Source organism: Diaminobutyricimonas sp. LJ205, from assembly GCF_009755725.1.
GTDB lineage: Bacteria > Actinomycetota > Actinomycetes > Actinomycetales > Microbacteriaceae > Ruicaihuangia.
On sequence record NZ_CP046619.1, the window covers coordinates 2,274,242 to 2,294,620 of the forward strand.

A 20,379-nucleotide genomic window follows, 5' to 3' on the forward strand; every position below is an offset into this window, starting at 1 on the left:
GCGGTGCTCAGAAGAGATCGGCGTAGCCGAGGGCGACGAGGTTGTCGTAGGAGGTCTGCAGAGCCTCGAACACGGTTCGGCCGTAGAGGTCGTCCTGCTCGACGAGCAGGTATTCGGCACCGCTTGCCAGCGACTGCTCGATGATGGCGCGGAAGTCCAGGTTGCCCTCCCCCACCTCGGCGAATTGGACGACGCCGGTGAACGCCGCCATGAATGCCGGGAAGTCACCGTTGCCCAGCGCTTCGAAGGCACTGTCTGGCATCTGCCCGATCCGGTAGTCCTTGAGGTGCACCATCTTCACGCGGCCGGCGTACTGCTCGATCACCGCGACGGGATTCACGCCGCCGCGCTGCAGCCAGTGCACGTCCAGTTCCAGTCCGACCCGGGGCGCGCGGTCGGCGATGATGTCGAGCAGGAAGCGGCCGTCGTACTTCGCGAACTCGATGTGGTGGTTGTGGTAGTACAGCCCGATGCCGTGTTCGTTCAGGCGTTCGGCGACCTCGTTGGTGCGGTCGCAGAAGTCGAGCACCTTGTCGAGTGAGGCCATCGCGTCGAATGGCAGCATGCCGATCCGCACCATTGAGGCATCAAGTTTCTTGCAGTCGGCCACGATCTTGTCGAAATCGTCGGTGAGCGACTCCCCCGGCATCCCGACCGGCTTGGTGAGTCCGGCCGAGAGCGAGGCGATGTCCATGCCCAGTTCGGTGCGCGCGCGGTCAAGCTCAGCGACGTTCTGTTCGGTCATCGGGATCTGCGAGATCTCGACGGCGTGGTAGCCGATCTCGCTGATCTTTCGCAAGGTCTCAAATGCGCCGACCTCTTCGATGCTGCCCTTGAGCATCATTGCCTGCACGCCGATCTTGGCCACGTGTTTCTCCTTTGAATTTCGGTTGTTTCTCTGGTTTCCGAATGGAAACCGGTTGCCATCGCAAACGCACTACTCGCGCTTGGGCGGCAGGTCTTGTCAGTTCGTGAGGTCCAGCAGGCGGGTCGCCGGAGGCGTCCCGGTCGAGGCGCGCATCACCAGTTCGGTGGGCAGCAGCTCATCGCCTGAGCCGATCCGGCCAAGCAGCGTGGACACGGCGCGGCGGCCGGCCTCGTCAAGCGGCGTGCGGATGGTGGTCAGCGGCGGCGTTGTGAAGTCTGCACCGAAAATGTCGTCGAAGCCGACAACGCTGAGCACGGTCGGCACTGCCGCCCCGCGCTCCGCGATCTCGCGCATGAGTCCGATCGCCATCAAGTCGTTATAGGCCAACACCGCGGTCACGCCAGCGAGGGCGACGCTGGAGTATGCGGCACGTCCGCCGTCGACCCTGGGAACGCCCGGCCCGATCTCGACAAGGTCCATCCCCTGCTCGGCCGCGACCACGGCGATCATTTCACCGCGTCGCCCGCTGATCCAGGATGTTTCCGGACCTGCCAGGTACGCGATCCGGGTGTGACCCAGGCTGTGCAGGTGGTGGATGGCCTGCTCGATCCCGGGTCGGAGGTCGGGCAATACGCTCGGCACGCCCTCAACGTCGCGGTTGATGAGCACCAGCGGCGTTCGCTCGGCCAGTTCGCGGATCTTGTCGTCACTGAGCCGAGAGGTTCCGAGCACGAGTCCGTCGACCGACGGCATGACGCGTTCTGCTGCGGTCGCTTCCCGCTCCCCGGATTCCTGGGATTCCGCGATGACGAGCGTGTACCCCGCTGCGGCGGCGGCCTGCTCGGCACCTCGCACGACACCGAACATCACCGGGTTGGTGATGTCCGCGACGATCAGGCCGAGAGTGAAGGTGCGGCCGGTCGGCAGCGCTCGCGCGATCGGGTTGACCCGGTAGTTGAGCTGCTTCGCCGCGGCGCGGATACGTTCCTCGGTCTTGATGTTGATCCGGCCGGGTTGGCTCAGGGCTCGGGAAACAGTCGAGGGGTTGACGTCGGCGAGCCGGGCGATGTCGTAGATCGTCGCGGCCGTCTTGCGACGCAATGACGGCGTGCGCGGCGTCTCGGCCTGTTCATCATTGATGGTCACGGCTGCTCCTTTCTCATCGAGGACTCAAGCATCCATCAACGCTAGTGCGTCGAGTGCGGGAATCGGTGTTCACGCGACCGCTCCGGCCTGCTCGTTTTGCTGCTCCTGCTGGGCGAGCAGCCGCAGCCGGTTCGCCCGCCGCTGCTCCTGCCGATCGGGATCGGGCACCGGCGAGGCGAGCAGCAGCCGCTGGGTGTACGGATGCTCCGGGGCCGCGGTCACGGCGGACGCGGGACCCTGCTCGACGATGTCGCCGCGGTACATCACGGCGACGTCGTGGCTGATGTGCCGCACCACGTCGAGGTCGTGCGAGACGAACAGGTACGACACCCCGGTATCACGCTGAATCTCAAGGAACAGGTCGAGCACGCGCGCCTGGGTGGTCAGGTCCAGGGCACTGACCGGCTCGTCGCAGACGATGAGCTTCGGCTTCAGGGCGAGCGCCCGTGCGATCGCGACACGCTGCCGCTGGCCGCCGCTGAACTCGCGCGGCAGCCGGTTCACCGCGTCCTGTGGCAGGCCCACCCGGTCCAGCAACTCACGGATCCGGGCCTTGGCGTCCTTGGAGCTGACGCCCTGAATGGTGATCGGTTCGGCGAGGATCTCGCCGATTTCCATGGCCGGGTTGAGTGAGGTGTACGGGTCCTGGAAGACAACCTGCAGGTCTCGGCTCAGGATGCGGCGATCCTTCCGGCTGGCGTGGGAGATGTCCTTGCCGTCGAAGGTGATCGTGCCATCGGTGACCGGCGCCAGCCCGAGCAGGGCCCGGCCAAGGGTGGTCTTGCCTGAACCGGACTCGCCGACGAGGCCGAGGGTCTTGCCTGCCTCGATCGCGATCGACACCTTGTTCAGCGCCCGGAACGGCCTCGCTCGAAAGCCCTTGCCCGGGTACTCGACGACCAGCTTGTCGACGGTGAGCAGTCGGTCGGTCATGATGCCACCTCCTGGGTGAGCTTCGTCATTGGTGTCTTGTCCTCGAGCATCGAGGCCAGCAGGGTCTGCGTGTACGGGTGCTGCGGGTTGCGCAGGATGTCACGCACCTGCCCCTCCTCGACGACCCGGCCGCTCTGCATGACCACGACACGATCGGCGAGGTCAGCCACGACCCCGAAGTTGTGCGTGACGAGGATCACTCCGACGCCCAGGTCTTTCTGCATCCTGCGCAGCAGGTCGAGGACTTCAGCCTGGACGGTCACATCCAGCGCGGTGGTCGGCTCATCTGCAATGACCAGGTCCGGCTCGCAACTGATAGCACCGGCGATCAGCACACGCTGGGCCATGCCACCCGAGACCTCGTGCGGGTACGCGTCGAAGGTGCGCTGCGGGTTCGCGATGCCGACCTTGTCGAGCAGTTCCAGTGCCCGCCGGGTCGCTTCCGCCTTCGAGATCCTGAGCACCTTGACCATCGGCCGCACGAGCTGTGAGCCGATCGTGAAGGCAGGGTCGAGGTTCGACATCGGTTCCTGCGGGATGTACGAGATGCGCTTGCCGCGCAACTCAGCGAGCCGCTGCTGGGAGACCACGTCGTCACCGGGAGCGACCGTGTACTTGCCGTCGAACTGGATCGCTCCCCCGACGATGCGGGCGGTGTCAGGCAGCAGCCCGAGGATCGAGAAGGCGGTCTGCGACTTGCCCGACCCGGACTCGCCGACGATCCCGAGCACTTCGCCGCGGTCGACGTGCAGGGACACGTCATCCACGACCTTCTTGATCGAGCCATCCGCCTGCGGATAGCCGACGGCGAGGCCGGTCACCTTGAGCAGGTGCTGCTCGGTTCCCACCTGGACGGCGGGGACGATCTTGCGAAGCCGCCCGGTGGTGCGCGGGGCGGACCGGTCGACGACCTTCCGCGGCTTCTTGATCTTCTGGCCGTCCTCGAGTGCATCCCGGACGGCGTTCCCGAGCAGCACCAACGCTCCCACCGTGACGCCGATAGCCAGGGTGGGCCAGAGCATCAGGAGCGGGCTGAGATAGATGTTGCGGAAGCCGTCGCTCAGCATCACCCCCCAGGTCGCGGTGGCCGGGTCACCCAGCCCCAGGAATTCAAGTCCGGACTGCACGGCGATGGCGACGCCGCAGACGATCGCTGTCTGGATGATGATCGGCGCTCGGACGACCGACATGATGTGGCGGGCGATGATGCGCCCATCGCTGAGGCCCGCGACCCGGGCGGCATCGACGTAGAGCTCGTTCCGCACCGACTGCACGGCGGTCCGCGTGAGGCGGAAGTATCCGGGACTCAGCAGCACACCGAAGACGATCATCGAGATCCAGACCGACGGGCCGAAGGCCGCGCGCACGGTGAGCAGGACGATGATGCCGGGCAGGCTCATCAGCAGGCCGGCGATCCAGTTCACACTGGAGTCGAAGCTGCCGCCGTAGTACCCGGCGATGAGGCCGGCGGGCAAGCCAATGGCGATGGCAACCGCGGCGCACAACAGTGCGGACAACAGTGTCAGCTGCGTGCCGAAGAGCAGCCGGCTGAACACGTCACGACCGGCGCTGTCAGTACCCAGCAGGTTCTCGCTGCTCGGCTCGCCCAACGTGTTCGTGATGTTGGCGAAGTTCTGGTCGAACGGCGCGAGCATCGGGCCGAACACCGCCGCGAGCAGCATGATGCCAAGCACCACGACCGCGACGATGCCAAGGGGGTTCTTCAGAATCCGCTTGAAGATTGAGGATCGGATGACGACGCCGGACTGGCCGGGGATGTCGATTGGTTCGCTCATGAGACACGCACCTTGGGGTTGAGCCAGCCGTTGACGATGTCGACGACGAGGTTGACGATGATCACGATCACCACGGTGTAGAGCACGACGCCCATCACGATCGGGATGTCGCCGATGGTGGTTGCGTTGACCGCGAGGGCGCCCATGCCCGGCAGGGCGAAGATCTGCTCGAGGATGACAACGCCGCCGAGCAGGCCGACGAACTGCAGGCTGAGCACGGTGAGGCCGGCGGGGGCGGCACTGCGCAGCACGTGCTTGAACAAGATCTCCCGTTCGCCGATGCCGCGACTGCGCAGGGTTCGCACGTAGTCGCGCTCGAGTTGCTTGAGCACAGCGCTGCGGATCTGCTGGGCGCTCGAGGTGACGTAGTTGATGACGATGGCGATCACGGGCAGCGTCATCGACGCGATCCACGCATCGGCACCGACTCCTGGTCCGATGCTGGAGATCGCGGGGAACCACCCGAGCTGGATGGCGAAGATCGAGACGAGGATGATGGCGAGCACGAAGCCGGGGATCGCGTCTCCGATGACCGCTGCCACCTGCACGGTCCGGTCGATCCAGCCGCGCTTCACCGCGGCGGCCATGCCGAGCAGGGTGGCCACGATCGCAACGAGCACGATCGAGACGATCATCAGCGTGAGGGTGACCGGGAGTCGGTTGGTCAGCGCTTGCGCGACGGTCTCGGAGCCGAACCAGGAACGGCCGAGGTCTCCGGTGATCGCGCTTCCGGCCCAGCCGAAGAAGCGCGCGAAGAGGGGCTGGTCGAGGCCGAGTTCGGCTTCTTTCAAGGCGATCTGTTCTTCGGTCGCCAGGTCGCCGAGGATGTTACGGGCGATGTTGGTGCCGGAGAAGAACAGCAGCGTGTAGGTGAGGAAGCTGATTGCGACCAGCATGACGACGCCCGATGCGAGGCGTCTTGAGACGAAAGTGACCACGGCTGCTCCGTTGCATGTGGGTGGATCTGGGTGGGATCCGGGTGACGGATGCTTGGCTCGCATCCGTCACCCGGACGGTGTTACTTCGTTACTTCGCCGGGGCGATGTTGTAGATCGACGGAACCGCCTGCTGGCTGGTCGGCGTCGACGTGATCTTCGTCGGGTCGATCAGCACGAGCTGGTCCAGCCGGTAGATCGGCGCGAACCAGGCGTTCTCGACGACGTACTTGTTGACCTCCTGCGCCAGTTCAGCTGAGTCCTCGCCGCCGAAGCGCACGGCCTCGATCAGTTCCTCCAGCTCAGGCGTGGTGGTCTTGAAGGCGTTGTAGAACGCGGCCTCACCGATGATGCCCTTGATGTTGACCCAGGGGTCGGCCTGCATCTGGAAGAAGTAGACCATCGCGTACTTGCCGGAGACCAGTTCGGACTGCAGGTTTGCCGGCGGGATCGTCTCGAGCTTCAGGGTGATTCCGACGTCAGCGAACTGCTGCACGAGCATTGCGGACTGGGCCTCGATGCCGGTGAAGACCGGGAGCGTGATCTCGAGCCCGCTCTCGTAGCCGGCCTCCTTGAGCAGTGCCTTCGCCTTCTTGGGGTCGTACGGGTACTCCTCGTCGAGTTCGTCGACGTAGGCGCCGCTCTTCGGGCCGAACACCTGGGTGGTCGCGGTGCCGCGTCCAAGCTGGATCTCCTCGAGCATGGTCTCGCGGTCGATCGCGAAGTTGATCGCCTGGCGCACGCGGACATCGCCGAGCGCCGGGTTCAGCTTGCCATCGCGGTCGAGCAGGAAGAGCCCGGTCCAGTCGGCCTGGTTGGCGGAGAGTTCCTTGCCCGCACCTTCGGCCTGAGCCACGTTGCGCTGGTCAAGCAGCGTGATGTCGACCTGGCCGGAGATGAGCGCGTTGAGGCGCGCGGTCGCGTCGGTGAGCACCTTGAAGACGATCTTGTCGAACTTCTGCAGGTCGGGGTTCCAGTAGTCCTCACGCGCGGTGAAGGTGTACTGCGAGCCCGGGGTGGTGCCAGCCGGGTCGATCACGTACGGCCCGGAACCAACCGGTGTCTGCTTGATCTCTTCGGTTCCGAGGGATTCGGGGCTGCCCATGAATCCGGCCGCCTGGCTGAGGAAATAGGTGAATGACGGGTCCGGTTCGGCCAGGTTGATCGTCACGGTGTCGGCGTCGACGACTTCGACCGACTCGAGCGACGACAGTTGCGCCGCCTGGCGGCCGTTTGCGCCCTTGAAGTGCTCAAGGTTCGCCTTGACCGCTTCGGCGTTGAATTCGGCGCCGTCGCTGAAGGTGACGTCGGTGCGAAGGTCGACGGTCAGCGCGGTGGAGTCCTCGTTGTACTCCCACTCGGTGGCGAGCATCGGGCTCAACTTGCCGTCGGGCTCGCGGAGGATGAGGGTGTCGTACGGTGCCTGGTAAGGCTGCAGCAGGTGGCCTACGTGCGCCTGCCCGGGATCCCATGAGGCGACGTCCTGCACCGCTCCGATGGTGAGGGTGCCACCTCGGGGCGCCTCCGTGTTCCCGGTGTTCTCCGCCGGCGCCGAGGCGGCGCAGCCGGCGAGCACCAGGCTCGCGCCGACTACGAGTGCCGCAGCCTTCGTGTAATGGCCAAACTTCATTGTCAGGGTCCTTACTGTGTGGTGATAGGGGGAAGGGTGGTGGTGCAAACCGGGCACGCCCGGGGTCAGTGGGCCGCCCCGGGGACGGCATGGTCGGCTCCGGTTTCGAGCGTGAGTTCGTCGTACGCGCCGCCGAGCACATCCGCGAAGCGCACCGGCTTCCCGGTGGTCTGGGAGACGTAGACCGCGTGCACGAGCGCCAGCGCGTCGGTTGCCTGCGCCACAGTGACGCCAGGCTCGCGACCGGTGAGGATGGCGTCGATGATGTCCTCGTACTGCCGGAGGTGGCCAGGGAACAGGTCGTCCTGCGGCGGGGCGCCGGGCAGGTCGTGTTCCGGTACTTCGAGCGCCGCCTGGTTGCCGAGCCTGCCGAACCCGCGCGGCTCGCCCTCGACGTGCGCGTCATCGGCATGGAAGAACTCGAGCCTGCCGTCCTGCAGGAACGCCGATCCGGTCGAGCCGTGCACCTGCAGGCGCGTGGCGTTCTCGGGGAAGGCATTGGTGGTGGCGAGGAGGGTCGCGAGCGCCCCGTTCTCGAAACGGATGACGGCAGCCGCGACATCCTCGACCTCGATCCGCTCGTGAGCGAGCCGTCCGCTGTAGCCGAAGACGTCGACCGGAGTTCCGAGCAGGTGCAGCAGCAGGTCGACGGTGTGGACGCCCTGGTTCATCAGGGCACCGCCGCCGTCGAACTCCCAGGTTCCCCGCCAGTCGCCGGAGTCGTAGTAGTCCTGCCCGCGCCACCACGCCACGGTTGCGGTCGCCGAGGTGACTCGGCCGAAGCGGCCGGAGTCGATGGCGTTCTTCACCGCGACGATCGCCGGTGCGAACCGGTTCTGGCTGATTACGGTGACCAGTTTTCCCTGCCGCCGGGCGTCGTCGGCGAGTTCAGCGATGCGGCGCGCACGGGACAGGTGCACGTCCACCGGCTTCTCGATGACGACATGCTTGCCCGCGAGGACCGCCTGCTCGGCGATGGCGACGTGGGATCCGCTCGGCGTCGTCACCACGACGACGTCGACGGCCGGGTCAGCGAGTGCTCCGGCGACGCCCACGTACAGGGTGGGACGCTCGCTCTCGAGTTCGGTCTCCACGAAGTCGGCGAGCGCCACGGCGCTGGCCGAGGCGTGATCGGCGATGCCGAGCAGCTTGAGCGCGGGGTGGGCGACGATCACCCGGGCGTGCACCTTGGCGATCATGCCCGCCCCGACGAGCACGACACCCAGTGGTGTGGTCATCCGACCTTCTCCGTTCGCTCTTCGAACTTGCCCTCGTCGCGGATGCGCTTGTTCAACTCGGCGAGGAACTCGTCCTCGTCGAAGTCGAGGGGCACCTCTTTGCCGGTCCAGCTGGACAGGTGGATGGCGTTCGCGAGTCGCACGCCGTTGATTCCGTCGGAGCCGGGGGCCAGCAGCGGGGTTCCGTCGAGGATGTTGGCGGCGAAGTTCTCGAGCACGCCGGAGTGCTGGGATCCCCACACCGAGTCGAACTCGATGGTCTCCTGCTCGTACAGGTCGGCGGCGTTCAGCTGACCGGTGAACAGCTTCTTCACGTCGTCCATGGTCATGTCGGCGCTCAACTCGCGCTCGGGCTTCTTCAGCCGGGTGACGGTCGCGGTCTTGCTGTTCTCGACGACGATCTTGCCGGCGTCGCCGAGGATCTCGAACCGGTCCGTGCCGACCAGGTCGTGGGTGGCGGTGACGAAGACGCCGGTCGCCCCGTTCCCGTAGTCGGCGACTGCGGTGACCTCGTCCTCCACGGCGATGTCGCGCCGGAAGCCATAGGAGACCTTGGAGTACACCGACTTCGGCACGCCGCAGATCCACTGCCACAGGTCGAGCTGGTGCGGTGCCTGGTTGACCAGGACGCCGCCGCCCTCGCCGCCCCAGGTGGCGCGCCACTCGCTCTGGTCGTAGTAACCCTGCGGGCGCCACCAGGTGGTGATGATCCAGTTGGTGCGGAGAATGTTGCCGATCTCGCCGTTCTCGACGATTTCCTTCAGCCGCTTGTACAGCGGGTTGTTGCGCTGGTTGAACATGATCCCGAAGGTCAGCTCGGGCTTTGCGGCTGCGAACTCGTTCAGTTCCTTGACGTGCTTGGTGTAGACACCCGCGGGCTTCTCGACCAGGGCGTGGACGTCGCGCTGCAGGGCTGCGATTCCCATTTCAGGGTGCAGGTAGTGCGGTACGCAGGTGACGACCGCGTCGACATCTCCGGATTCAAGCATGGCGACGTAGTCCTCGTAGAAGGGAACGTCGGGATAGGTCTCGGCCGCGACGCTCGCCTTGGCCGGGTCGATGTCGGCAATCGCGCCGATCACCATGTTCGGCACCATGCCGTCGGCGATGAACTTGGCGTACGTGCCACCCTGAGCGCCGAGGCCGATGATTCCGAGGCGGACCTTGTCTGTCATTGCGTGCGTTTCCGTTCCTGCTGGTTCGTGAATGGTTGGCTACTTGGTGGTGACGCCGATGCGGCCGACCAGGCCGGCGAAGGCGCGGGCCGCCTCGCCGAAGGCGGCGGGTCCGGAGAAGCCGCCGAGTTCGTGCGCGCTGGCGAGATGCGGTTCAAGCGAGGCGAATCCGGTGTAGCCGTCGTCGCGGAGCGCGGTCAGGGTGTCGAGCACCTGGCCGTCGCCCTGGCCGGCCGGAACGACCTCGCCGGTCGCGGCAATCGCGTCCTTGACCTGCAGGTAATCGAGGTAGGGCCGCAGCATCCGGTAGCCGTCATCATGCGGATGCGCGACGCCGACCTGAACGAAGTTGGCGCTGTCCCAGGCCAGCCGCAGCGCGGACGAGCCGACCGACTCGACCAGGTCGAGCACCCGCTCCGGGGTGTCGCCGTAGATGTCCTTCTCGTTCTCGTGGAGCAGCGTGACGCCCTCGCGCTCGGCTTCATCGGCGAGCAGGCGCATGCGGGTGAGCACGTCGTCTCGGATCGACTCGACGGGCACGCCCTCGCCGCGGAAGAACGAGAAGATGCGGATGTTCGGGGTTTCGAGGGCGTGGGCGACGCGGATGATCCGGCGCAGACGCTGCACCTCCAGGTCGGCGTCGAGGGAAACATCCACCTTGCCGATCGGCGAGGCGACCGCGGATGCCGTCATCTTCTGTTCGCGAAGCAGGGCGACGAGCTGGGCGAGCTGGTCGTCGTCGAGGTCGACGACATTCACTCCCCAGGCGCTGCGCACCTCGATGTTGCTGGCGCCGAGTGCTTTGAGCACGGCGATCTGAATGCGGGGATCGGGATCGATCTCATCGCCGAAGCCTGAGAGAGTCCAGGAAACCGGTTGCTGGGTGGCCACGAAGTAACTGTGCCTTCCGTCGTTCGCGTCGTTGGGAACCCTGCCTGAGCGAACTCACGGAGGGCTTGGCGGCAACCTTACGCACACGACACCGTGTATCGCAACCGCTTGCCAATAACTTTTGGCAATCGGTTGACAGCCTCTCGGGAAAGGGTGTCAGTATGGAATGACACCGGGGTCGCAGACCTTGGAACCTGCTTGCCCCCGAACGACAGGAAGTGCGCCCGATGGTCGATCTCACCGCCTCCCCCTTCAACCTCGATGCCGACGGTGTTCGGTGGGTGCGCGACACCATCGACTCGCTCACGCTCGAGGAGAAGATCGGGCAGCTATTCATCAACCTGAACACGTCATTCGCGCCCGAGTACCTCGACCGCATCGTCGGCACCTACGGGGTGGGCGGCATCCGCTACATGGGAGCCGGATCCACCGCGGTGCAGGAGCACATCCGCTACGCGCAGTCCAAGGCGAAGGTGCCGCTGCTCGTCGCGTCGAACCCCGAGATGGGCGGCTTCGGCTCCATCGACGACGGCACCCTGGTGGCCACGCACCTCAGCGCCGGCTCGCACCCGGACAAGTCCATCGCCCGCGACATGGGTCGGGTGGCCGGCCGGGAGACCGCCGCGCTCGGCTGCAACTGGGCGTTCGCGCCAATCGTGGACATCCACTACAACTGGCGCAACACGGTGATCAGCACCCGCTCCTTCGGCAACACCCCCGACGTGGTCATCGAGCGGGCCAAGGAGTACTTCGACGGCCTGAGCGAGTCGAACTCGGTCGCCGCGATGAAGCACTTCCCGGGCGACGGCATCGACGAGCGCGACCAGCACGTGGTCACCACCTACAACACGATGGACTACGACGAGTGGTCCGCGACCTTCGGTCGCGTCTACCGCGAGCTCATCGACCACGGCGTGCAATCGATAATGATCGGCCACATCGGCGCCCCCGAGCTGTCCAGGCACTTCCGGCCGGGAATGACCGACGCCGAGGTGATGCCGGCCACCCTCGCCCCCGAGTTGCTGCAGGACCTGCTGCGCGACGAGCTCGGCTTCAACGGCCTCATCCTGACCGACGCGTCGATGATGGTCGGCATGACCCAGGCGATGCGACGCCGCGACGCGGTCCCGGCTTCGATCGCCGCCGGCTGCGACATGTTCCTGTTCTTCCGCGATCCCGAAGAGGACCTGCGCTACATGCTGGACGGCTACCGTTCCGGGGTGATCACCGATGAGCGCCTGCAGGAAGCGCTCGAGCGCATCCTCGGCCTGAAGGCAACGCTCGGCCTGCACACCACGCCGCGCGAGCAGCTGGTGCCCGGGCCGGAGGCGCTCCAGGTGATCGGCAGCGCCGAGCACCACGCCATCGCCGCCGACATCGCCGACAAGACCGTCACGCTGGTCAAGGACACCCAGGGCAACTTACCGCTGGATCCGGCGAAGCACCGCCGCATCCGCTTGTATGGCGTGTCCGGCCAGGCGGACTTCACCGGCGTCGACCCGAGCGGCTTCCTCGACATCGCCAGGGAAGAACTCGAGGCCGTGGGCTTTGACGTGCACGTCTTCAAGAACGCCCTGCAGCGCGCCGCTGAGGGCGAGGAGCACGTGTACTTCCACACCGTGATGGGTGAAGAGGCGAACGAGAAGTACTCGGAGCAGTACGACGCCGCGATCGTGTTCGCGAACGTCGCGGGCTTCGCCCAGGAGGCGAGCATCCGCATCAAGTGGTCGACGCCGATGGCCGCGGAGATCCCCTGGTATGTGACCGAGGTGCCGACCGTGTTCGTGTCACTGTTCCAGCCGAACCACCTGATCGACGTGCCGATGGTGAAGACGATGGTGCACGCGCACGCCCCGAGTCGCGAGGCGATTCACGCAACCGTCGAGAAGCTGATCGGGAAATCGCAGTTCACGGGCACGTTCAACGAGAACGTCTGGTGCGACACCTTCGGCACTCAGCTCTAAACACTTTTATAGTGGCGGCAGTGCGAGTACCGTTCGGTCATGGCGACCAGCCTTCATTCCCGAGTGGTCGACGAAATCGGCAGACCCATCGTCGATGGGGATACTCCAGCGGGCGCAATCATGCTCGCCGACACGATCGAGAAACGGTTGCTGGTCAGCCGATCGGTGGTGCGCGAAGCGGTGCGGGTGCTGCAGTCGATGGGTTTGGTCGAATCGATCAAGCACCTCGGCATCCGGGTGCTGCCGCAGTCTCGCTGGAACTTCTACGATCCGCTGCTGATCCGCTGGCGGCTGGATGGCACGAACCGTGCCGCCCAGATTCGGTCACTCACCGAAGTGCGCTGCGGTGCGGAGCCGCTCGCCGCCGAGATGGCGGCCAGATATTGCCCGCCGGCGATGGCGAACGAATTGTGCGCGCTGGCCGAGAAGCTGCGCGAAGCGGCAGGCGAGGGCGACATGGATCGCTTTGTGGAGCTCGATTTGCAGTTCCACAGCACCCTGTTTCGGGCATCCGGCAACGAGCTGTTCTCGATGCTTCAAAAGCCGGTGGCAGAGATTTTGGAACGGCGGGTCGAATTGGGGCTCATTCCGGAGAACCCGCTCGATGAATCACTCCAGAAGCATCTGGCAGCCGCCACCGCCATCCGGGACCGAGATCCAGAGCGGGCGCGAGCCGCGATGGCGACGGTGATGCAGCGCGCGATGGACGATCTCGCGCCGATGTGGGAACAAACCCCGCGCGTCTTCACCCTCTGAAACCACCCTTCCCCGGCGGCTACCCTTGATGGTGGTCTGCCATCGACAATCCAAGGAGCAACATACGTGTCCGAAACTGGCGCAGAACAGGCAAACATCGGCGTAGTGGGACTGGCGGTGATGGGCTCGAACCTCGCCCGTAACCTCGCCAGCCGCGAGGGGAACACGGTCGCCGTGTTCAACCGCAGCTACGCCAAAACCGAGACCCTGGTCACCGAGCACCCCGAGGCGGGCTTCATCCCGGCTCAGACCTACGACGAATTCGCCGCATCGCTCTCGAAGCCGCGCACCGCGATCATCATGGTGCAGGCGGGACGAGGCACGGATGCCGTGATCGACGAACTGGTCAAGGTCTTTGAGCCCGGCGACATCATCGTCGACGGCGGCAACGCCCTGTTCACCGACACCATCCGCCGCGAGAAGGCCGTCCGCGAGACGGGCATCAACTTCGTCGGTGCGGGCATCTCCGGCGGCGAAGAGGGCGCGCTGAACGGCCCGTCGATCATGCCCGGCGGCAGCGCCGAGGCGTGGCAGACGCTCGGCCCGATCCTCAAGTCGATCGCCGCGATCGCCGAGGGCGAGCCCTGCGTGACCCACGTCGGCACCGACGGCGCGGGACACTTCGTGAAGATGATCCACAACGGCATCGAGTACGCCGACATGCAGCTGATCGCCGAGGCCTACGACCTGATCCGTCGCGGCACCGGCAAGAGCCCGGCCGAGATCGCCGAGATCTTCGCCGAGTGGAACAAGGGCGAGCTCGAGAGCTACCTGATCGAGATCACCGCCGAGGTGCTGCGCCAGACGGATGCCTCCACCGGCAAGCCGCTCGTCGACGTGATCCTCGACCAGGCCGGCGCCAAGGGCACCGGCGCCTGGACCGTGCAGTCGGCGCTCGACCTCGGCATCCCGGTCTCCGGCATCGCCGAAGCGGTGTTCGCCCGCTCGCTGTCCTCCAAGCCGGCGCAGCGTGCCGCCGCGACCGCCCTGCCCGGACCGTCGACCGCGTTCACCGTCGCCGACGCGGACGCCTTCGTCGAGGACGTGCGCCAGGCGCTGTACGCCTCGAAGATCATCGCCTACTCGCAGGGCTTCGACGCCATCGTGGCCGGCGCCGAGGAGTACGGCTGGGACATCAAGAAGGGCGAGATCGCGAAGATCTGGCGCGCCGGCTGCATCATCCGGGCGCAGTTCCTGAACCGCATCGCCGAGGCCTACGCCGCCGACCCCGAGCTGGTCGCCCTGGTCACCGCGCCGTACTTCACCGAGGCCGTGTCCTCGGCGCAGGACGCCTGGCGTCGTGTCGTGATCGCGGCAACCCAGGCGGGCATCCCGTCGCCGGCGTTCTCGTCGTCGCTCGCGTACTACGACGGCCTGCGTGCCGACCGATTGCCGGCCGCGCTCGTGCAAGGTCAGCGCGACTTCTTCGGCGCGCACACCTACAAGCGCGTCGACCGTGACGGCACCTTCCACACCCTGTGGTCGGGCGACCGCAGCGAGATCCAGGCGGTCGACACCCACTAGTACCCGCTGGTCGAGCTCGTCGAGACCCGCCGAGCCTACGCAAATGGGGGTTATGCAGCCGCATAACCCCCATTTGCGTAGTGTCGCGGGGTGAGAAGTCAGGCGGGTTGCACGTTGTGGTTGCGTGAGAACAGGTTCTGCGGGTCCCACTCGCGCTTCACGGCCGCCAGCCGGCTGTAAATCTCGGGCGGGTAGACCTTCTCGGCGACTGAGGGCTCGGTCGAAGTCGAGAAGTTGCCGTACATCCCGTGCCCGCGCGCTTCGATCGCCTCCCACTGCTGCTCGACAACCTCACGGTTCGGCCCGGGCATGCCGGGGATCTCGAACACCGCGGCCATCGCGAAGAACTCCGCGTCGCGCGCGGGGAAGACTGAGTCGGACTGGGCAACGTCGGCGTACGCTCCCCCGAGGGTGCGCAGGAACAGCACCGACATCGGATACTCCTCACGGAAGCTCGCCAGATCGTCGATCAGGGCATCGTCCAGGTCGCTGGTCAGGATGTTGCCGCCGATGAAGCTTGGCATCGGAGCCCCCGGCTCCGCCGCCGGAGTCTCGAGCAGGATGTCCCGGTAGGGCTTCACCCCGATCTCCGCGACGCTCACGCCATCCAGTTCGATGAGCGGAGCCAGCAGCCGGCCCGCGTGCTCGACGTCGTCACCGATCACGCAGACGCTGACCGTCGCCCCCGCCGGCGCGCTCGGATCCATCGGCGGCACGTCCATGTAGGTGGCGGTGACCTCGCGCGGTGCCGCCCGCATCAGGTCCCGCAAACGGCGCAGCACTGCCCGCTTGTCGCCGTCGAGTGCGAGGGTCGTCCAGACGATCGCGGGAAGCGGATGGGCGGCGAAGTCGAACCGGGTGACGATGCCGAAGTTGCCACCGCCGCCACGCAGGGCCCAGAACAGCTCCGGATGCGACTGCGCCGACACCTCGAGCACCTCACCGTCGGCGGTGACCAGCTGCACGCCGACCAGCTGGTCGGCGGCAAGGCCCCAGGCGCGCACCATCCAGCCGATGCCGCCGCCGAGCGTGAGCCCGCCGACGCCGACCGACGCAGTGTCTCCGGAGCTGATGCCCAGCCGCTGTTCGGCGAGCGTGCTCACGACGGCACCCCAGGTGGCGCCGCCTCCGAGGTGCACGATGGTGCCGTCGAGTTCGATCTGATCGAGGGGGCTGAGGTCGACCAGCACCCCGCCGGGAATGCTCTGCCACGCGCTGTGACCGCCACCGCGGACGGCGACCGGCAGCCCGGCATCAACCGCGTGCCTGACTGCTGCCGAGACATCCGAAACCGATCTCGCCCGCACGATGACGTCAGGCTCGGAAGGTCCCGCATGTGAGTGCCGGGCAGTCTCCCATTCGTCGTCTCCCGGCGTGATGACTTGAGCAACCGATCGCAGTTCGTCCAGAATCATGCGCGCTAGGTTACGCCGCGAGCGATTCGATGTCTGCCCCCTTCTTCGACGGCGATCAACTGCGCGGCGAACGGGCGCGCAGCGACAACGCACGGGCCACGACCCCGAGCAGCAGCACCCCCGCGGCACCCACGATCGCCTGCCACGGCAGGGTGAACGCAAGCACGAAGCATCCGATGATCCCGGCCACCTGAACCGCGCGCGGCAGCCAGGCGCCCTCGGTCTGCCTGAGCGCGGACAGGTGCGCGATGGCGTAGTAGACCAGCACCGCGCAACTCGAGAACGCGACCAGCCGGGCGGGCTCCAGCACGATCACTCCGACGATGGCGATCACCGCGACCGTGACCTCGGCCACGATCGGCGCGTGCGTGCGCTGGGAGACCCGCGCGAGCGGCCCGGGCAGGTCGCGCTGGCCGGCCATGGCCAGGCTAGTGCGGCTGAGGCCGGCGAGGATTCCCATCAGCGAGCCCAGGCAGGCAAGCGCCGCGAGCAGCCGCACCGGAACCTCCCAGCCGCTTCCGACAAGGTCGGCGAGCGGGGAGTCGGATGCCGCGAGCTGTTCCGCTCCGAGGACGCTGAGGCTCAGCCATCCGACGATTCCGTAGACCACCAGCGCAATGGCCAGCGCGCCGATGATCGCCCGCGGCAGGGTGCGCCGCGGGTCGCGCACCTCTTCGCCGAGGGTGGCCATGCGTGCGTACCCGGCGAAGGCGAAGAAGATCAGGCCTGCCGACTGCAGTACGCCGTACCAGCCGGCATCCAGGTCCGGCAGGGCCGGGGTCGGAACCGAGCCCTGCCCGAGAACGCTCACCACGATGAACGCCAGGCCGGCCAGCACGATCGTGACGATGACGGTGCTCACCCGGGCGGTGCTGCGGATGCCGGCCGCGTTCAGGGTGGCGAACAGCACGATCGCGGCCACCGCGACCGCCCTGGCGTACTCCGGCCAGAGGTAGCTGCCGGCGATCAGCGCGATCGCTCCGGCCGACGCGGTCTTTCCTGCCAGGAACAGCCAGCCGGCGGCGAAGCCCCACCACGGCCCGAGTTCGGCGCGGCCATAGGCGTAGGTGCCGCCGGAGACCGGATGCCGCATCGCCAGCTGTGCTGAGCTGAGTGCGTTCAGCGTGGCGATAACGCCGGCGAGGACGAGCCCGATCAGCAGGCCGTTGCCTGCGACCTCCGCCGCCGGAGCCCAGACGAAGAAGACGCCGGCTCCCATCATCGAGGCGAGCCCGATGGCGATCGCGTGGCCGGTACCGAGGTGACGCTGAAGTTGCACGCCCAAACGCTAGCGAAGCCGGGTGAACACCGCGGACTGCAGCCCCCGGTTTAGGGTTGAGGGGTGGACTCGCTCACCGAACTCGCCCGTATCGGAATCGTCCCGGTGGTGACCGTGGACGACGCGGCCACCGCACCGGACCTGGCCGCCGCCCTCGCCGCCGGCGGCATCGGCGCCGCCGAGATCGCACTGCGCACTCCGGACGGGCTCGAGGCGATCAAACGCGCCGCGGACGTGCCCGGCGTGATCGTCGGCGCCGGCACGGTACTCACGCCCGAGCAGGTCGACCAAGCCGTCGATGTCGGCGCCCGGTTCATCGTCAGCCCGGGGCTGAATCCCGCCGTCGTCGAACGTGCGCAGGAACTGCTGGTGCCGGTGCTGCCCGGGGTGGCGACGGCGTCCGAGGTGCAGGCGGCGCTCCGGCTGGGCGTCAACCAGTTGAAGCTGTTCCCGGCTTCCGTGCTCGGCGGCACCAGGCTGCTCGACGCGCTGCGCGGGCCGTTCCCGGATGTCTCGTTCCTGCCGAGCGGCGGAGTGAGTATCCAGAACGCGGTGGAGTATGCGCGGCATCCGTCCGTCTTCGCCATCGGCGGCAGCTGGATGGTCGAGCGCAGCCTGATCGCCGGCGGCCGGTTCGATGAGGTGACCCGGCTCTCGGCCGAGGCCGTCGCCCTCATCCGCGGGTGAGCATGCAGCCGGAGCTCGACGGGTACGAGCCGCATCAGCCCCGCCGTCGTCGCCCCTGGGTGATGCGCGGGATTGTCATTCTCGCGCTCGCGGCGCTCGTGCTCCCCGGCATCCTGATCACCGCCGGGACCGCGTCGCGTACGGCGCACGCCGCCTGTGCCGCGTATGTCGGTTCGCTCGGCGTTGCCGACTACGACGTGCGCTTCGAGTGGTTCACCGCCGCCGGCACCGGCTGGCACTGCTTCGCGGTGCAGGGCGATCGGGAAGTCCTCGTCTGGCAGATGGGACTGATCCCGGGCGCCCCGCCATCGCAGCCGTTGAAGCGTCCGCAGGAGACCTAGGGTCTCGACAGGCTCGACCAGCGGATGGGCCTGGGCTCGACCCGCGGATCGGCTAGGCCGCCGCGAGCACCCGCTGGTTCGGCACGCAGTGGGTCATCGTCAGCCCCTGCACGTCGCGCGGACCGTTGCTGCCGAGGTTCTCCAGCCGACGCTTGTCCTCGTCGGTGAGGGTCTGGCCCGGCAGCGGCGGGAGCGAGCGGATCTCGTCGACCCGGATGCCGAGGCCTTCACCCACCCGGGCGCCGAGGTCGTCGTCGGCCAGGTAGAAATGCCACAGCATCCGCTCCTGGACCGCACGCGTGGCCTGGGAGATCAGGGTGACGAAGTTGAGCACGAGATCGTCTTGCTCCCACGTCTCCATGAGCTGGAACCGCTGGCCGGGCTGCAGGTAGTCGTTGGTGCGCGGGATGCGCGCCCGGGTGAGCCGGCCGTGCAGCTCGGGGCCCTCGATGTCTTCGGTGCGGTAGTGGTCCTCGCGGAGTCCGCCCGTGATCGACGGCTCGTAGTTGACGTGCGGGTTCTGCCCCTCGCCGAGGTCGAGCAGATGCGACATCTGCCCGCCGCGCTGGTTGGTGGACACCCTCGCCTTCGGCGAGTTCACCGGCAGTTGCAGGTAGTTCGGGCCGACCCGGTAGCGCTGGGTGTCGCTGTAGCTGAAGGTGCGGCCGACCAGCATCTTGTCATCGGAGAAGTCCAGCCCGTCGACCAGCACGCCGGTGCCGAACGCGATCTGCTCGTTCTCGTTGTGGTGGTCGGAGACGTTCCGGTTCAACGTCATGGTGCCGATCAGCTTGGGCTCGAAATCCTGTTCCGGCCAGGTCTTGGTGTCATCCAGCGGATCCCAGTCGAGTTCCGGATGCTCGTCGTCGCTCATCATCTGCACGTACAGGTCCCACTGCGGGTAGTCGCCGTTCTCGATCGCCTCGAACAGGTCCTTCGAGGCATGCCCGGTCTCGGTTGCCTGAATCCGGGCAGCGTCGGCCGCAGTCATGCTCTTCACGCCCTGCCGAGGCTGCCAGTGGTACTTCACGAGCACGGTCTCGCCGGCGGCGTTGCACCATTTGTAGGTGTTCACCCCGAAGCCCTGCATGTGCCGGTAGTCGGCGGGGATGCCGCGCGGGCTGAACAGGTTGACGAGCATGTGCATCGACTCGGGGGTCTGCGACATGAAGTCGAAGATGCGGCCGGGCTCTTGGCGGAAGGTGACAGGGTCTGGCTTCAGCGAGTGGATGACATCCGGGAACTTGATCGCATCGCGGATGAAGAATACGCCCAGGTTGTTGCCGACCAGGTCCCAGTTGCCGTCTTCGGTGTAGAACTTCACCGCGAACCCGCGTGGGTCGCGGGCGGTCTCGGCGGAGTCGCGGCCGCCGATCACGGTCGAGAAGCGGATGGCGAGATCCGTCTTCTTGCCTGCCTCCTGGAAGAGCCGTGCGCGCGTGTACTTGGCAATCGGTTCGTCGCCCCATTTGCCGGTCGCCTCGAACTCGCCGTAGGCGACGAAGCCGCGCGCGTGCACGACGCGTTCCGGGATGCGTTCGCGGTCGAAGTGGCTGATCTTCTCGAGGAACTGGTAGTTCTCCAGCGTTGCCGGGCCGCGGGGTCCGACCGTGCGCTGGTTCTGGTTGTCGTAGACCGGATGTCCCTGCCTGTTGGTCAGGATGGCGCGGTCTTCACCGGTGGCGTAGTCGCCCTGCTCGTCGGGCATGGTCTTGCTCCCTTGCCGTGTCGGTGGCGCCGAGGATGATCGGCTCCATCAAGCAGTCCAACAAGGCGGAAGGGAGGTGTCAACGCTCCGGCC

General features: G+C 66.7%; 17 protein-coding genes. 5 read left to right on the plus strand and 12 right to left on the minus strand.

Annotation, left to right across the window (positions count from 1 at the left end):
* Positions 1–7: 7 nt before the first annotated feature.
* The 9 genes from GO591_RS11085 to GO591_RS11125 form a co-directional block, all read right to left on the minus strand.
* Positions 8–868 (minus strand): sugar phosphate isomerase/epimerase family protein, encoded by an 861-nt coding sequence (locus tag GO591_RS11085; protein ID WP_232466155.1) that lies wholly within the window; start codon positions 866–868, stop codon positions 8–10.
* Positions 869–964: 96 nt separating this feature from the next.
* Positions 965–2,014 (minus strand): LacI family DNA-binding transcriptional regulator, encoded by a 1,050-nt coding sequence (locus GO591_RS11090; RefSeq protein WP_198295461.1) that lies wholly within the window; start codon positions 2,012–2,014, stop codon positions 965–967.
* Between the two features lie 69 nt (positions 2,015–2,083).
* Complete coding sequence (locus GO591_RS11095) at positions 2,084–2,947, minus strand: ATP-binding cassette domain-containing protein (RefSeq protein ID WP_157156872.1); 864 nt, start codon at positions 2,945–2,947, stop codon at positions 2,084–2,086.
* Positions 2,944–4,743 (minus strand): dipeptide/oligopeptide/nickel ABC transporter permease/ATP-binding protein, encoded by a 1,800-nt coding sequence (locus GO591_RS11100; RefSeq protein WP_157156873.1) that lies wholly within the window; start codon positions 4,741–4,743, stop codon positions 2,944–2,946. Before GO591_RS11100 ends, GO591_RS11095 begins: the two co-directional genes overlap by 4 nt.
* Positions 4,740–5,681, minus strand: a complete 942-nt coding sequence (locus GO591_RS11105; RefSeq protein ID WP_157156874.1) for an ABC transporter permease — start codon at positions 5,679–5,681, stop codon at positions 4,740–4,742. Before GO591_RS11105 ends, GO591_RS11100 begins: the two co-directional genes overlap by 4 nt.
* An 88-nt stretch (positions 5,682–5,769) precedes the next feature.
* The gene (locus GO591_RS11110; RefSeq protein ID WP_157156875.1) at positions 5,770–7,308 is read right to left on the minus strand and encodes an ABC transporter substrate-binding protein; all 1,539 of its coding nucleotides are present in this window, start codon (positions 7,306–7,308) and stop codon (positions 5,770–5,772) included.
* Between the two features lie 65 nt (positions 7,309–7,373).
* Positions 7,374–8,546: a Gfo/Idh/MocA family protein gene (locus GO591_RS11115; RefSeq protein ID WP_157156876.1), complete on the minus strand. Its 1,173-nt coding sequence runs from the start codon at positions 8,544–8,546 to the stop codon at positions 7,374–7,376.
* Positions 8,543–9,721 carry a Gfo/Idh/MocA family protein gene (locus GO591_RS11120; protein WP_157156877.1) on the minus strand — a complete coding sequence of 393 codons (1,179 nt, stop codon included), beginning with the start codon at positions 9,719–9,721 and terminating at the stop codon, positions 8,543–8,545. Before GO591_RS11120 ends, GO591_RS11115 begins: the two co-directional genes overlap by 4 nt.
* Before the next feature lie 39 nt (positions 9,722–9,760).
* Positions 9,761–10,612: a sugar phosphate isomerase/epimerase family protein gene (locus GO591_RS11125; RefSeq protein WP_157156878.1), complete on the minus strand. Its 852-nt coding sequence runs from the start codon at positions 10,610–10,612 to the stop codon at positions 9,761–9,763.
* Positions 10,613–10,839: 227 nt separating this feature from the next.
* On the opposite strand from GO591_RS11125, the gene GO591_RS11130 reads away from it, so the two are divergent.
* From GO591_RS11130 to gndA, 3 genes are all read left to right on the plus strand, one after another.
* Positions 10,840–12,576 carry a glycoside hydrolase family 3 protein gene (locus tag GO591_RS11130; RefSeq protein ID WP_157156879.1) on the plus strand — a complete coding sequence of 579 codons (1,737 nt, stop codon included), beginning with the start codon at positions 10,840–10,842 and terminating at the stop codon, positions 12,574–12,576.
* 39 nt (positions 12,577–12,615) lie between these two features.
* On the plus strand, positions 12,616–13,332 hold the full coding sequence (locus tag GO591_RS11135; protein ID WP_157156880.1) for a FadR/GntR family transcriptional regulator: 717 nt from the start codon (positions 12,616–12,618) through the stop codon (positions 13,330–13,332).
* Between the two features lie 66 nt (positions 13,333–13,398).
* Positions 13,399–14,856, plus strand: a complete 1,458-nt coding sequence (gene gndA / locus GO591_RS11140) for an NADP-dependent phosphogluconate dehydrogenase (protein WP_255446907.1) — start codon at positions 13,399–13,401, stop codon at positions 14,854–14,856.
* Between the two features lie 98 nt (positions 14,857–14,954).
* On the opposite strand, the gene GO591_RS11145 is transcribed toward gndA, so the two are convergent.
* Both GO591_RS11145 and GO591_RS11150 read right to left on the minus strand, forming a co-directional pair.
* Positions 14,955–16,271, minus strand: coding sequence for an FAD-binding oxidoreductase (locus tag GO591_RS11145; RefSeq protein ID WP_157156881.1), 1,317 nt, complete (start codon positions 16,269–16,271; stop codon positions 14,955–14,957).
* Positions 16,272–16,326: 55 nt separating this feature from the next.
* The gene (locus GO591_RS11150) at positions 16,327–17,550 is read right to left on the minus strand and encodes an APC family permease (RefSeq protein ID WP_198295462.1); all 1,224 of its coding nucleotides are present in this window, start codon (positions 17,548–17,550) and stop codon (positions 16,327–16,329) included.
* A gap of 63 nt (positions 17,551–17,613) precedes the next feature.
* Between GO591_RS11150 and eda the strand changes: the two genes are divergently transcribed.
* Entirely contained in the window at positions 17,614–18,237 is a 624-nt protein-coding gene (gene eda / locus GO591_RS11155) for a bifunctional 4-hydroxy-2-oxoglutarate aldolase/2-dehydro-3-deoxy-phosphogluconate aldolase (protein WP_157156882.1), read from the plus strand.
* Positions 18,234–18,578, plus strand: coding sequence for a hypothetical protein (locus tag GO591_RS11160; RefSeq protein ID WP_157156883.1), 345 nt, complete (start codon positions 18,234–18,236; stop codon positions 18,576–18,578). Before eda ends, GO591_RS11160 begins: the two co-directional genes overlap by 4 nt.
* A gap of 52 nt (positions 18,579–18,630) precedes the next feature.
* Here GO591_RS11160 and GO591_RS11165 read toward each other — a convergent pair whose 3' ends face one another.
* Entirely contained in the window at positions 18,631–20,286 is a 1,656-nt protein-coding gene (locus tag GO591_RS11165) for a catalase (RefSeq protein ID WP_157156884.1), read from the minus strand.
* Positions 20,287–20,379 lie beyond the last annotated feature (93 nt).

Coding starts and splice junctions, on each gene's coding strand:
- GO591_RS11095 (WP_157156872.1), bottom strand. CDS start 2,947: ATGACCGACCGACTGCTCACCGTCGACAAGCTGGTCGTCGAGTACCCG.
- GO591_RS11110 (WP_157156875.1), bottom strand. CDS start 7,308: ATGAAGTTTGGCCATTACACGAAGGCTGCGGCACTCGTAGTCGGCGCG.
- GO591_RS11165 (WP_157156884.1), bottom strand. CDS start 20,286: ATGCCCGACGAGCAGGGCGACTACGCCACCGGTGAAGACCGCGCCATC.
- GO591_RS11130 (WP_157156879.1), top strand. CDS start 10,840: ATGGTCGATCTCACCGCCTCCCCCTTCAACCTCGATGCCGACGGTGTT.
- GO591_RS11115 (WP_157156876.1), bottom strand. CDS start 8,546: ATGACCACACCACTGGGTGTCGTGCTCGTCGGGGCGGGCATGATCGCC.
- GO591_RS11120 (WP_157156877.1), bottom strand. CDS start 9,721: ATGACAGACAAGGTCCGCCTCGGAATCATCGGCCTCGGCGCTCAGGGT.
- GO591_RS11100 (WP_157156873.1), bottom strand. CDS start 4,743: ATGAGCGAACCAATCGACATCCCCGGCCAGTCCGGCGTCGTCATCCGA.
- GO591_RS11135 (WP_157156880.1), top strand. CDS start 12,616: ATGGCGACCAGCCTTCATTCCCGAGTGGTCGACGAAATCGGCAGACCC.
- GO591_RS11145 (WP_157156881.1), bottom strand. CDS start 16,271: ATGATTCTGGACGAACTGCGATCGGTTGCTCAAGTCATCACGCCGGGA.